The 14024-nt window shown below is 33.5% G+C and carries 14 protein-coding genes; 2 read left to right on the top strand and 12 right to left on the bottom strand.

Annotated elements, in window-relative coordinates; genetic code table 11:
- The first annotated feature begins 8 nt into the window (after positions 1-8).
- Together B2U95_RS00860 and B2U95_RS00855 are read left to right on the top strand one after the other, a co-directional pair.
- Positions 9-2492, top strand: a complete 2484-nt coding sequence (locus tag B2U95_RS00860; RefSeq protein WP_296311437.1) for an FG-GAP-like repeat-containing protein — start codon at positions 9-11, stop codon at positions 2490-2492.
- Positions 2493-2559: 67 nt separating this feature from the next.
- The gene (locus B2U95_RS00855; RefSeq protein ID WP_296311434.1) at positions 2560-3474 is read left to right on the top strand and encodes an ABC transporter ATP-binding protein; all 915 of its coding nucleotides are present in this window, start codon (positions 2560-2562) and stop codon (positions 3472-3474) included.
- Between the two features lies 1 nt (position 3475).
- Here the strand turns inward: B2U95_RS00855 and B2U95_RS00850 are convergent, their stop codons facing one another.
- The 12 genes from B2U95_RS00850 to B2U95_RS00795 all read right to left on the bottom strand — a co-directional run.
- Positions 3476-5728: an efflux RND transporter permease subunit gene (locus tag B2U95_RS00850; protein ID WP_296311431.1), complete on the bottom strand. Its 2253-nt coding sequence runs from the start codon at positions 5726-5728 to the stop codon at positions 3476-3478.
- A complete protein-coding gene (locus B2U95_RS00845; protein WP_296311429.1) occupies positions 5725-6300 on the bottom strand; it encodes a 4'-phosphopantetheinyl transferase family protein in 576 nt (191 codons plus the stop codon). Before B2U95_RS00845 ends, B2U95_RS00850 begins: the two co-directional genes overlap by 4 nt.
- On the bottom strand, positions 6300-6551 hold the full coding sequence (locus B2U95_RS00840) for an acyl carrier protein (protein ID WP_296311426.1): 252 nt from the start codon (positions 6549-6551) through the stop codon (positions 6300-6302). The genes B2U95_RS00845 and B2U95_RS00840 overlap by 1 nt, the downstream gene beginning before the upstream one ends.
- A 22-nt stretch (positions 6552-6573) precedes the next feature.
- A complete protein-coding gene (locus B2U95_RS00835; RefSeq protein WP_296311424.1) occupies positions 6574-7848 on the bottom strand; it encodes a beta-ketoacyl-[acyl-carrier-protein] synthase family protein in 1275 nt (424 codons plus the stop codon).
- Entirely contained in the window at positions 7845-8282 is a 438-nt protein-coding gene (locus tag B2U95_RS00830) for a 3-hydroxyacyl-ACP dehydratase FabZ family protein (RefSeq protein ID WP_296311422.1), read from the bottom strand. Before B2U95_RS00830 ends, B2U95_RS00835 begins: the two co-directional genes overlap by 4 nt.
- A 1-nt stretch (position 8283) precedes the next feature.
- Entirely contained in the window at positions 8284-9081 is a 798-nt protein-coding gene (locus B2U95_RS00825; RefSeq protein WP_296311420.1) for an SDR family oxidoreductase, read from the bottom strand.
- Position 9082: 1 nt separating this feature from the next.
- Entirely contained in the window at positions 9083-10135 is a 1053-nt protein-coding gene (locus B2U95_RS00820) for a type III polyketide synthase (protein WP_296311418.1), read from the bottom strand.
- Positions 10136-10846, bottom strand: coding sequence for a methyltransferase domain-containing protein (locus B2U95_RS00815; RefSeq protein ID WP_296311416.1), 711 nt, complete (start codon positions 10844-10846; stop codon positions 10136-10138).
- Entirely contained in the window at positions 10843-11976 is a 1134-nt protein-coding gene (locus B2U95_RS00810; RefSeq protein WP_296311412.1) for an NAD(P)/FAD-dependent oxidoreductase, read from the bottom strand. Before B2U95_RS00810 ends, B2U95_RS00815 begins: the two co-directional genes overlap by 4 nt.
- Complete coding sequence (locus B2U95_RS00805) at positions 11977-12495, bottom strand: YceI family protein (RefSeq protein ID WP_296311410.1); 519 nt, start codon at positions 12493-12495, stop codon at positions 11977-11979.
- Between the two features lie 65 nt (positions 12496-12560).
- Positions 12561-13010 carry a 3-oxoacyl-ACP synthase gene (locus B2U95_RS00800; RefSeq protein WP_296311407.1) on the bottom strand — a complete coding sequence of 150 codons (450 nt, stop codon included), beginning with the start codon at positions 13008-13010 and terminating at the stop codon, positions 12561-12563.
- A partial coding sequence (locus B2U95_RS00795) for an NAD(P)/FAD-dependent oxidoreductase (RefSeq protein ID WP_296311405.1) occupies positions 13007-14024 on the bottom strand: 1018 nt, incomplete at its 5' end. The genes B2U95_RS00800 and B2U95_RS00795, both read right to left, overlap by 4 nt.

Raw genomic sequence — 14024 nt, 5'->3', positions numbered from 1 at the left:
TAAATACTATGAAAAAATTATTACTCCTTACTTTTGCTTTTGCTTTGTTTTGCTTTACCGCTAAAGCACAAGTAATTAATGAACCTGCTAGCTGGCCAAATGAAAATTGGTCGTTATCTGGCTCTTACGATTCAGATTATTTAGATGCAGACCCAACCACAATAGGTGGTTCGTCTTCTTTTTCTTTTAATGATGATGATGCAGGTGGCTCGTCAGTAAATAATATTGCAGCAGAATCACCAGTAATAGATCTTTCTGCTGCACCAGGTGTTAGTGAAACAAATATATTGGTTACTTTCAATTATGTTTATAATATCTATCAAAGTGATCAAACTTTAAGTTTGCAATATTGGGATGCAGATAATAACCAATGGGTAAATTGGGGAAATACAATTCCAGACAACTCTAGTGCTACTGACGATTTTTGTACTAGTACACCTGGTGCATATACTAGTGAAAATTTAAATATTATATCTTTTACACCGAACCAATTACAAAACTTTAAATACCGTATCTTTTACGATGACAATACGTCCTTTGGTTGGGGGTTTTGTATAGATTCTCCAACAATCAGCTCGTCTATTCCTCCTGCTTGCCCAAGTGTATCAAATGTTATAACAAGTAGTGTTACTGCAAATAACGCTCAAGTAAGTTGGGTTATTGGTAGCGATGAAACATCTTGGGAGGTTGCAATACAGTTAGCATCAAGTGGTGTCCCAGCATCTGGATCAACCACAACTAACATGTTTTCTAATTTCACTGGTTTAACACAAGAAACGAATTATATTGTTTATATAAGAGCAAATTGCTTAGTTGAAGGTTTTAGTAATTGGGAAACTGCCAGTTTTACAACAGGTACAGATTTATCTAGTTACCCAGTTACATTTACGGCAAACCCCATTGCAACAACCGGAAGTTATGACATTGCTTTGGTAGATCTTAATGGTGATTTTTTAGACGATATTGTCTCTATTGGTTCAACTAATATAAACGTACATTATCAATTATCTTCAGGTGGTTTTAATGCGACTAACATCACTACAACTTCAGCAGATAATTTACCGACTTGGAGCTTAGCAGCAGGAGATTTTGATAAAAACGGCTATAATGATTTACTCTATGGTTCTGGTAGTGGAGTAACATTTATGCAAGCTAATAGTAGCGGAACTTCATATACAGAAATATCTGGTGGTGAATATGTATTCTCACAACGTTCAAATTTTGTAGATATTAATACAGATGGTAACCTCGATGCATTTGTATGCCACGATGTGCAAGCAAATGTTTATTATATAAATAACGGTTCTGGTAGTTTAAACTTCTACCAAGGTAAAAGTACTGGTGTTGTACCTAACGGTTTAGGCTTAACTCCTGGTGGTGGAAACTATGGAACGGTTTGGATTGATTTTGATAACGATAGAGATATGGATTTATTCATAGCGAAATGTCGTGGTGGTTCTACAACGATAAGCACAAACGAATTATGGAGAAACGATGGCAATGGTGTTTTTACAAATATTGCAGACAGTAACGGATGGTACGATACAAATTATCCTGGTATTGGTCACAACAACTCTTCTAACCTTGGGGACAACGTACAAACATGGTCTTCTGCATGGGCAGATTTTAATAATGATGGGCATATGGATGTCTATGTAGGCGCAAGTAGTACTTCCAATGGAGATTCTAAATTAATGAGAAACAATGGTGATGGTACCTTCACAGATGTAACTGCAGGGTCTGGCGTATTAGATGCACAATTAGGTATTGAAAATGCACCTGCCGACTTTGATAATGATGGCTTCGTAGATATTTTATCTAACGGTGACATTCTATTTAATGATGGTGATTTTACATTTACTAATTATTCAGATAACGTACCGCCTACTGGTGCTATTGGAGATGCTAACAATGACGGTTTCTTAGACGTATTTAGAAGTGGTCAAATACATATTAATAATACTAATGCTAATAATTGGATAAAAATAAATACTGTAGGGACAGTGAGTAATATCAACGGTATTGGTGCTAGAGTTGAAATCACAACAAGTGCAGGTACTCAGATAAGAGACGTAAGAAGTGGTGAAGGTTTTGAATTTATGAGCAGTTTAAATACACACTTTGGTATTGGTACAGAAACGACTATTAATAATATTACTGTTTATTGGCCATCAGGCATAATAGATTTTATACCTAATCCTACAATAAATAGTACAGAAACTATTGTAGAAGGTTCATTCTTAAATATTGAAGACGACACCTTAAATGATATGGTAATTTACCCTAATCCTGTAGATGATATTTTAACGATAGAAACTTCTGCAAATTTAACCAACAGAGTAGCTACCATTTTTGATATCAATGGACGAAAAGTTCATAGTCAAAAATTAGTATCAAATGCCTTGCAAGTTTCTAATTTAACAAGCGGAATCTATTTTTTAAGACTAGAGTCTAAAGGAAAAAGCATGAGGCGAAAGTTTATAAAAAAATAAGTTTCAATACAACTATTAAAAAAACCGTTTGAGAAATCAAGCGGTTTTTTTGTGGTATTTTTGTAAAATGTTACAAGTTAAAAATGTCACATTTGGATATTCTAAAACAACTGTTCTCAATGCAATTGACTTTAATGTTAAAGCAGGTGAAAACCTAGCTATTATTGGTGAAAGTGGCTCAGGGAAAAGCACATTACTCAAACTTATTTACGGTGAATCCGATTTAAAACAAGGGCAAATCTTTTGGAAAGATGAAGAAATTCTTGGTCCAAAATACAATCTGGTAATCGGCTACGACTTCATGAAGTATGTCGCCCAAGAATTTGACCTAATGCCATTTATTACTGTTGAAGAAAACATAGGAAAATATTTGTCTCGCTTTTATCCTGAAGAAAAACAAAAACGCACAGAAGAACTCATAAAAGTTGTAGAACTCGAAGCCTTTGCTAAAACAAAGGTTAAAAACCTTAGTGGCGGACAAAAACAACGCGTAGCCATAGCTAGAGCATTGGCTAAACAACCCGAAATCATATTATTAGATGAACCGTTTAGTCATATTGATAATTTTCAAAAGCAATCATTAAGACGGAGTGTTTTTAATTATCTCAAAGAAAATAATATCGTTTGTATTGTTGCCACACACGACAGAAATGATGTGCTTGGCTTTGCAGACGAAATAATTGTACTTCACAACAAAAAAATTATTGAAAAGAATACACCTCAGCAAATTTATAAAAATCCTAAATCACCTTTAATAGCATCATTTTTTGGCGAATTTAATGTTATTGAACCCTACGGAATAGTTTATGCACATCAGCTTAAAATCGTAAAACAATCCGATTTAAAAGCGATTGTAAAACACACTTATTTTAATGGCAATTCTTGGTTGGTTGAGGCTGAGTATAATTCTGAATCTGTTTTTATTGAGCACAATTCTGAGTTACAAAAAGAAAGGTTAATACACTTCAACATTGATAAATAAACTATTTATCAAACTTCTTCAAAAGCGCAGGCAAATAAAAGATATCCGTAATTAAAGCAATAGCAACAGTTACTGAACAAAGCAACCCGAAGTCTCTAACAGATGGTGTAGCACTCGAAGCTATAATTAAGAAGCCACCAACTAATGCAATGGTTGTAGAAATTAAAGCACCTCCTGTATAACGCATCGCATTATTCATTCGTAATTCGGGTGAACCTGATACGGTTTTACTCAGCCTATATTTATACACTAAATGAATCGTATCATCCATAGCTATTCCCAACATTATAGGTGTAATCATCGCTGTTGTTACATCTAACGGAATATCTAAAAGACTCATGAAAATTGCCAATACGGTTAGTGGTAGAAGGTTTGGGATAAGGACTAAAAGCGTGGTCTTTAGACTTTTTATAAAAACCAAAAGACACAAAAAGGCCACAAAGAATGCCGCAAAAAATGATTTAAACTGTGTCTCTAAAATGAACTTATTTAATTGAGAAAAAACAACCGCAAATCCATTGATTTTAAGATTGAAAGCAGAAGTATCAAAAGAGGCTTCGAAATCGCGTTTTACATCATCAAGAACCTGCTCGAGCTCAGACGTTTTCATTTCCATTAACGTTAATGTGAAACCAGCAGTGGTTAAGTCTTCAGAAAATAATTTAAAGAAACTGTTATCATTAACATCTAATTTGGCTAACGTAGTTTTTATTTTGTCTTGGGATACATTAGATTGAAATAAAACTGGAGTCCGTTTTTCTAAAAACGATTTTATCGTAATTACCGAAACCGGACTAGAAATTAAAGGGTTGTCTTCTAATTTATTTTGAAAAACCTCTAGCTGTTTAATTGCATATTTATTTAATATAACGTCGCCATTAGCAGTAGAAATATTGATCTGTAATCTATTGCTTCCGCCGAGTGCAACTTCAACTGTTCTTAAATCTTGTTTTGCTTTTCCTTCAGCTAAAAGGTTTCTCGAATTGGTATCTACTTTCACTTGAAATATAGAATATGTGCCAAATAAAAGTACCGCTGTAAAACCTATAATAATTGTGTTTTTATAGTGTGATGTAATACCATTGAGCCATTCTATAAATTGCCTTTGAGAATATTTTTTTACACTTAAAACAGGTTTGACGTTTTTAAAATCTAAAGTCATAAAACTAAAGCCTATAATGGTTATAATATAGACTAAAATAAAACTAAGCACCAAACCAATACAGGTAAACACACCCATATTCACAAAGGCTGGTAACGGTGATAAATACAGTGCAAAATAACCTACAAAAGTGGTGAGCGTTGTATAAAAACAAGGTGTAAAACTTTTGCGAACTGCCACTGCTAAAAGTTCAGCTTTAGACAATGATTTATTTATTAGTCCTTCTTTATGGTAGATGTTAATAATATGAACCGCGTCACTAACACTATATACCATCAATATGGTTGGGATAAGCATAGAAATCATATTCAAAGCAAATCCTAAAGATGTTATAAGACCAAACAACAAACTTACTGGTATTGCTACTGATAAGAGTGAAACTATTAAATAACGTTTACTTGGCAGCAAGAACAAAAGCATTAGTGTAATAACAAGCACTGTTAGAATACCAAAGGTTAAACTTTCTTTATAGATACCTTTGCTATAAGCTTCATTTAAAACAGGCGGACCAGTTAAATAATAATCCGAATATTGTTTTTCTATAATTGTCCGTATTTCACCAGCAATAGCTTGGCGCTTTTCTTCTATAGTAGGTGTTGGATTTAATTGGATATAAAAAAACTGATTTTTATAGTCTTTAGTTACCAATTGGAAAGTAATGTTTGGCAATTTTGAAAACAAGCTTTTTAAGCCTTTCTCACTCCGTTTATTAGTATATAAATCATCAAAGTTGATTTTATTATTGGCATAAATAGGATATTTAGCCTTTGCCAAACTGAACGTTGTTTTAACATAAGGCAATGCTTCAATTTGCTTATGTAAATTTTCCAAGGCTTCCATTTCGCTTTCTCCAATAGAGTTATCTACAGGTAACATAGCGATGAAAATTTCATCAGACCCAAAATTTTCTTGAAAATTTATATAAGCCTTATAACTTGGGTCGTCTTCTAAAAACCAAATAGAAAGGGAATTATCTACACGTAATTTCTGAAGTGTTTGATAGCCAGAAAGACCTATTAAAATAGCTAGAATAATAATTATTGCTATTCTGAATTTTATGATAACCTCTATAATATTCTGTAACCGTTTCATACCTGTAAAATCCCATAAGCACCACAATTGCCATGATGGCTTATCGATATGCTAATATTTAATTTTTTAGAATTGTAATACACCTCTGGTATCCCAAATTCTGATTTTATAAGTTTTAAATCTTTTTTTAAAATTATGTAGTGTTCAGCTATTCTTGAAAATAATTTGTTTTTAACTGCTTCGCTTTGATTTTTTGGTGAACTATCATCTAATTTTATAGATTCAGAAATCATATCCTTAACATCTAAACGCGCTTCTGACATAATATATTGAGACGTTGTCTTAGTCTTTAAATAACACCTAAAATCTTTATAAATAACTTCCCCTTCTGAGTCGTTAATCTCACATTCAAATTGTTTTGGATTGTAAAAACGACTTGGGTTTAATTGTGTGTATAATTTATAAGCAGACTCCTTCATGCTCCATAATCTCCAAACCATTAGAAACAAATTATCAGAATTTTTAATTAATTGTTGCTCACGAGGTGTAAAGAGTTTATCTAAAAAACGAGGTCTTTCCCAGTTAGAAGACTGCTTAGCTTCTGAAATGTCAACAATATCATTGCCTATCATTATGCGACTAACTTTGTGTTGATAATTTCCATGGCAGCTTTAACATCAAGCATTTTTTCCATGTCTTCATTTTCTAATCTAATATCAAATTCATCTTCAATATCTAAGATAATATCTACGAGATTAGCTGAATTAATTTTCAAATCTTTTACAAAATCTGTGTTTTCGTTAAGGGTTGCAAATGCGGCTTCATCTTGTACATATGGAGCGACAATAGCTTTTAGTTTAATAATTAATTGGTCGTTAGTCATGGCTTTGCTTTGTTAAGCAAAGTTACGCTATATAACGCTTAAATAAAACACATGCATTAACATCTCCAAAACCAAAACTAGCTTTGGCTATAACGTTAAAGTCGTATTCAATTGCCTGATTTGTAATAGACTCTGAAGTAATTAAATTTTTAATTTCTGGGTGTAAGTCTTCGCAGTTAATATTTGGTGCAACAAATTGATCTTTTAATTGAATAACACTAGCAACACATTCAATAGATCCTGCGGCAGCCAGACAATGACCAATCATAGATTTTGTAGAATTGATATAAGGAAATTCAGTTCCTTTTCTGCCCAAAGCTTTGGTCCAATTTTCAATTTCTAAACTATCTTTAGACGTTGCTGTTAAATGGCCATTAACAACTTCAACTTTATTTGGCTCTATACCTGAATTCTCAAGTGCCTTCTTAATACAGCGTTGCACAGCTTGCGCATTTGGTGCTGTTAACGTACCTCCTTGACGCTGACCACCAGAATTAACTTCACCACCTAAAACCTCAGCATAAATTTTAGATCCACGTTCTAAAGCACTTTCTAAAGATTCTAAAACTAAAGCACCTGCACCACTTCCAGGAACAAATCCTGATGCTGTTGCACTCATTGGTCTTGATCCTTTTTCTGGGTTTTCATTGTGCTTATAAGTCATAACACGCATGGCATCAAAACCTCCCCAAAGATAAGGGCCGTGATCACTGCAACTACCAACGAGCATACGCTTCGCCCTACCTGCTTGTATACGATCAAAACCCATTAATAAAGCCTCTGTACCTGTTGTGCACGCCGAAGAATTTGTGGTGACCTGATTGCCTAAACCTAACATTCCGCCTAGATAAGCACTAATTCCACTTGCCATAGTTTGCACAACAACAGTACTGCCTAAACGTTTTACCTGCTTATCGTCTAGTTTATAAATAGCTTCACGAAATTTCTCAACACCAGACGTTCCTGTACCGAAAATAAGACCTGTGTCATAATCGAGTTCGCTTTCAGCATTCATATCAAAACCAGCATCTTTCCAGGCGTCTATTCCTGCTATGCAACCGTATAAAATACCTGAGCTATTGAAACCTCTGAGTTGTAAATCTGTAAAATATTGCGATTTTAATTCGTCTGAAATATTAGGAATTCCACCGATTTGGCAAGAGAAATTTAGGTCTTTCAGTTCTTGATGAAATGTGATTCCTGATTTGCCTTCTTTTAAAGCTTTAGTGAACTCAGTCACTCCAACTCCGTTTGGTGCAACAACTCCTAATCCCGTTATGACTACTCTTTTTTTCATACTTTAAGCATTCCAGATATAACACCCCTACATACCAACTCTCCTTTTTCATTGAGCATCTTCACTTTACACTTCAATTTATTAAACCTAAAAACTTGTTTTTCTGAAATAACTGTGACCTTTTCATTTGGTAATACAGGTAAATAAAAGTCCATTTGATGTGAAGTTAATGCTATTTGCGGTTTTGTAGCTTCACTAATTTGATCCTTCAATAAATAAATACCGAGACAAACTAAACCAATTTGTGCCATACATTCAGTAAGAATCACTCCTGGTGTTATTGGGTTATCTTTAAAATGACCTTCATAAAAGGTTTCTTCTTTTTTGAATGTGTAATGACCCATAATTTCATTTTCTGAAATACTATCGATACCATCTACAAATAGAAATGGTTGTTGATAGGGCAAAAGTTGTATGATTTGGTTTGTTTTCATTTTAACTTAAATGTTCACCACCATCAACAGGAATAATAGCTCCTGTAATCCAAGCGGCTTCATCTTTACTTAATAAATAAACTGCATTTGCAACGTCTTCTGGAAGCGTTAGGCGTTTATTTGGATTTCGTTTTAAAGTATGTTCTATAATCTTATTACTTCCAGGAATCATTCGCAATGATGAGGTATCTGTAACACCTGCTTGTAAACAATTTGCTTTTATGCCATAAGGTGCAAATTCTAAAGCTATGTTTCTTGTAATTGCTTCTAACGTTACTTTAGCTGCCGAAACTGCTGCGTAATTTTGCCAAGCTTTAGTATTTCCTTCGCTTGTAAAGCTTATTATTCGCGAATCTTTGGCGAATAGATTAGTGTCAAACAAGACTTTTGTCCAATCGTAGAGACTGATCGCCATAGCATTAATCGTTAAAGCAAAATCATCGTTTTTAAGTGTAGGACTATCATCTGAAATCATGGGTTTTAAATTTCCTTTTGCCACACTATGTACCAAAATTCTCACCTTTGCATGCTCCCTAAAAACTGTTTTTAATTCGTTAATTATGAATGCTCGCTTTTCAGGTTTAAAAGCATCTAAATTAAAAGACTTAAACTGAACACCTTCGTTTCTAATAATATCAAAGTCTCGATTAATCTGGTCTTCTTGTACTCTAGAATTTCTGTGCACAATACAAATATTCATACCATGCTTCGCTAATTTTTTTGCTGTAGCTAACCCTAAACCACTGCTACCACCTAAGATGAGTGCCCAATAATTTTTGTCTTTAAATTCTTTACTCATATTACCATTCTAACAAGATTCGTTGTGCAGAAAAACCTGGTCCAAAACTAAGCATAATACCTTTGTCCCCTTTTGGTAAATTACGATCCATAAAACGCTCTAAAACATATAATACTGTCGCACTACTCATATTACCATATAATCGTAATACCTCTTTTGTGTCATCTATGTTCTTCCCCAAATCCCCGAATAAATCTTCTACCGTTTGTACTATTTTCTTTCCACCAGGGTGAAACACCAAATGATCAATGTCTTCTATTGTTAAATCATTTCGCTCTAAAAAAGGATGAATGATTTTTGGGAAATGTTCTGCAATGGTCTGAGGCACCGTTTGATCTAAAACCATTTGCAATCCTGTATTTCTTAATTTAAAGCCCATCATGTGTGTTGCATCAAAGAAATGATACATGGCTTCGTCCTTAATTTCAGGTCCTTTTTCATCTTCGTAAGACGACAAAATAACGCTTGCACAACCATCTCCAAAAATAGCGGCACTCACAATATTTACCATTGAATAATCATTGAGTTGAAATGTTGCTGTTGGCGACTCTACCGCAATAACTACAGCGCGCTTATTCGGGTTGGCCTTTAGAAAGTTTTTAGCATATAATATTCCTGAAACACCCGCAGCACAACCCATTTCTGTAACAGGCAAGCGTACAATGTCTTGTTTCATTTTAAGACTGTTAATAAGATAAGCGTCTAATGACGGAATCATTATGCCAGTGCAACTCACCGTAATGATATAATCTATCTCTGTAGGTTCTAAATTCGCCTTGTCTAATACTTTTATTAAACTTGCTTCTGCTAGCTTAATCGATTCTCTTGTATAGATGTCATTTTTTTCTTCAAAAGACGTATTTAAAAACACCTCTTCTGGATTCATAATAGAATACCGTCTATCAACCGCTGCATTTTCAAAAATCTTTAAGACCTTGCGCTTAAAACGCTCTTCTTGGCCATCTAGCCATAATTCTACGAATGGTAGAATGTCTTTTGTCTCTCTAGTATATTTGGGCAGTTCCTTTGCAACTGCCGTTATTTTTACTGCCATCTAAGTTCTAATTAACCATTGGTAACGGAATGCCCATTTCCAACTGATTTGTGATTTAAAATTTAATTTTTGCGAGATACGTTCTAAATCTTCACGTTTAAAAGCACGAAGAATAGACGTTAACCCGTCTTGTTTTATCATATAGTTCGAAATAACTATACCCAATAATTTAAATAACCCATAAGCTATTTCACTTCGTTGTAAATCATTTACAACGACACCAATGGTTGCTTTATTTGAAAGACTAGATAATAAGGTTATTATTTCATCTTCTTTAAAATGGTGCAGAAACAATGTTGTTAATGCAATATCATAATTGATTTCCTGAAACTCTTCTGAAAAAATATCTTCATTTCTAAAGGACAATTCTGGATAATTTACAGATAATTCATTAGCGTAATCAATAGCATCTTGATTGGCATCGATACCAATTAACTTAAAATTATAGTCTTTTTTTCTTCCAAAATCAGCAACCAATCTTAAAATATCTCCATGACCACAACCTAAGTCTATGATGGTATATCTTTTGTTTTTAGAGTGTCCTTTTAATAACTGATCTATACCGTCTAAAGTGATGCTGTTACCACCAAGCCATTTATTAATACTTCCTAATTTATCTAATGTATCTCGCATTAGTTCTCCCTTCATGGTAAAGTCATCCATGATTTCGGTTTCGTCACTACGATACGTTGTATCTATAAATAAGCTCATTTTACAGTCATAGGTTTACCGTGCGTCATTTTTATTATTTGCGGTATTAAAAAAGGAAACCAACTTAGCAATCTCAATAGTTTTGGCGCTAACCAATCTTGTCTGAATAAATACGCTATGGTGTGACCTACTTTTAGTCTTAAATTAAAAGTTTTTTTCCAGTGTTTTACATATTCGCTTTCTAAAGTTTCTCGCGTTTTAATTTTTCCTTGAAGATAATCAATAATCAAATGCGATGCTAATTGCGCGCTTCTAATTGCCATTCCCATTCCGTTGCCACACAGAGGGTGAATCATGCCTGCTGTATCACCACACATAATAATATGATTTTCTACTGGGTTTTTAGTTTCGAATGAAATCTGACTAATCGTTAATGGTTTTTCAAATTCTGGTTTTGAGTTTTTAAATAGAGCTTTTAAAGCTGAATTATTAAAAAGCACTTCGTTCTGAAACGTATCAATATCTTTATATTTCTTGAAGGCTTCAAAATCGGTAATATAACATAGGTTGATGCAATCATTTTCAACTTTTGAAACCCCACAATAGCCCCCTTTAAAATTATGAAGCGCGACTTTATCTTCTGGAAAGTCTCCTGAAACATGAATCTTAACGCCTAAATAAGGGGCCTTTTTGGTAATAAATTTTCGTTGAAATTTTATATCTAAATTAGAGCGTTTACCAAAAGCTCCAATGACAATTTTTGAATTTAATATTCTATTTAATTTAGTTTCAACATGAAACATATCTCCTTCAAAATTGACATTACTCACCGTATCGCTAAAGACCTCAACACCATTTTTTAATGCTAATTTGTACAATTGAAAGTCCATTTCGTAGCGACTCATTCCGAAACCTCCTAATGGTAAATTTGCAGATATACTTTTGTTATTGTGCGTTGTTAATTCAAAATTAGAAATCATTTTCGCACCAAATTCAAAGGGATTAAAACCCAAAGATTCTAGGTATGGTAGAACTTCATTAGACACATACTCTCCACAAACTTTGTGCTTTGGATAAGTATGCTTCTCTATAAGTAAAACTTTAGATTTTGCTTTCGCCAAATTAATAGCGCTTGTTAATCCTGCCAAGCCACCACCAATAATTATGACGTCAAAATTTAGGATTGTCATCTATAATTTCTGATAATAAATTATATTAATCTTTACAGTGTTACTCATCACAAAACTACTACCACCGACTTTAAAATCTTTGCGATTTATTTCAAAACTAGAAGATGTCTTGTTGCTGCCATCTATGTTTTCGACATTTACATTTATATTAATTGCTTTAGTGATTCCTTTTATTGTGAGATTTGCTTTGACGCTGTATTCCGTTGCAGATATTTTAGTTACAGATTCACTTTTTAATATAATTTGCTTATGCTTTTCTGAATTAAAATAATCTTCTTCGAGTAAATGTTCATCGCGGTTTTCAATACCTGTTTCTATTGAAGAAACCGTAATTGAACCTGAAATACTTTCTAACTGTGAATTGGTCTCATTGAATTTAGTTGTTATTGAGCACGAATTAAAATGACCATCTACATTAATTCCTAAATTCTTAATAACAAAATCAACCTTAGAGGTGTTTTGTGAAAATCCAATTACTACAAAACAGAAAAATAAGAAGAAAAATAAGTAACGTTTCATATGTCAATTTTTACACTGTTAAGTTAAGTTAGAATGTGAAAAAGAGAAAATGATTTAACGTTTTTCTACTGAATTTCTGTGACGGTAAATTTTGTGTCTCTAAATTGAACCGTATCACCAACCTGTTTTGAAAGTAATAATTGTGCTATCGGTGTTAAAGTAGAAATCGCATAGTAATTTACACCCTCTAAGGTCAACTCACCTGCACTGATCGCTATGAAATAATTGCGATTAGAGGTTATTACAAGGCTTCCTAAAGCCACATTGCTGTGTTTTGATTTAACTTCTATTTTATGAAGCGTCTCATTTATTTTTTGAAGTTCGGCCAATTGGTGACCTGCCTTTTCGCGCTCTAGCTGAAGCATCGCTCTCCCAGTTTCATGCTTATCACCAGCACTACTCTTTGTTTCGGATTCTAACGAATTTTGAATATCTAAAATAGTGTGTTGAATTACCTCTAAACGATTGTTTAAAAAGTCTTGGCATTTACCATGTAGTTTTTGCTTTATACTCATTCTAACAAAGATGCCAATTCTTTTCCCACCAAACTACCAATAGCGATACCCATTCCGCCCAAACGCACTCCACAATACACATGATTGCTAAGTTGTTTAACAATGGCTTTCTTTTGTTTACCAACACCCATAATACCAGACCAACTGTGGTCAATTTCAAAATTAGTGTTTGGTAAAATTGTAGTTTTTAAAAGTTCTTCGAGTTTGTTTTGTATAACTTCTGTTTCACCAAATTCAGAAGTTTCTTCGGTTTTAAAATCTAAATTTCGGCCACCTCCAAATAGAATACGATTATTAATATTCCTAAAATAGTAGTAGCCTTCGTCTAAATGAAAAGTCCCTTTAATATGCAAGCCCTTAATTTGTTTTGTAATTAAAACTTGAGCTCTTGCTGGTTTTACGGCTTGTTCTATCAATTTTGAAGCAAATCCATTGGTTGCAATGAGTAGGTTTTTAGTTGAAAATTTCAAATTATCAGTTTCAATTTTTACACTATTTCTATCGTCGTCAAATTGTTTAACTGTACAATTATTCAATATTTTAATACCTGCTTTTTGTGCTTTACTTAATAAAGCCTCCATCATTTTACCAGTATTAATCTGGCCCTCAAATTGATTAAAACTATATTTAGACTTGATGTGCTTAAAATTGAAACTGTTATCTTTTAATGAAAACACATTATCTTTAAAAACAGATTGTAAAAGCTTATTGACAAGGTCTTGGTTCTTAAGGCAGGTCTCATAAAGTTCCTCATTAGATTCTAAGAATAATTCATAACCACCTAAGTTTTGGTAATCAATAGCTTTGTCCCCTAAGGTCTCTCGAAGTAATTTTAATCCATCAACGCGCTTCTTAATAAGCTCAATAACGTCGTCTTCAGAATGCGTCTTTAGGTCGTCTATAATCTCACTTAGACTACCAAAGCATGCAAAACCTGCGTTTTTTGTACTTGCTCCTTGGGGTAACATACCTTTTTCTAAAACTAAAATCTTGGCTTTAGGAAAACGTTGCCTT

Source organism: Winogradskyella sp. UBA3174, assembly GCF_002364335.1.
GTDB lineage: Bacteria > Bacteroidota > Bacteroidia > Flavobacteriales > Flavobacteriaceae > Winogradskyella.
The sequence above is the reverse complement of the archived record's forward strand: the minus strand, read 5'-3'. Positions and strand labels throughout refer to the sequence as shown.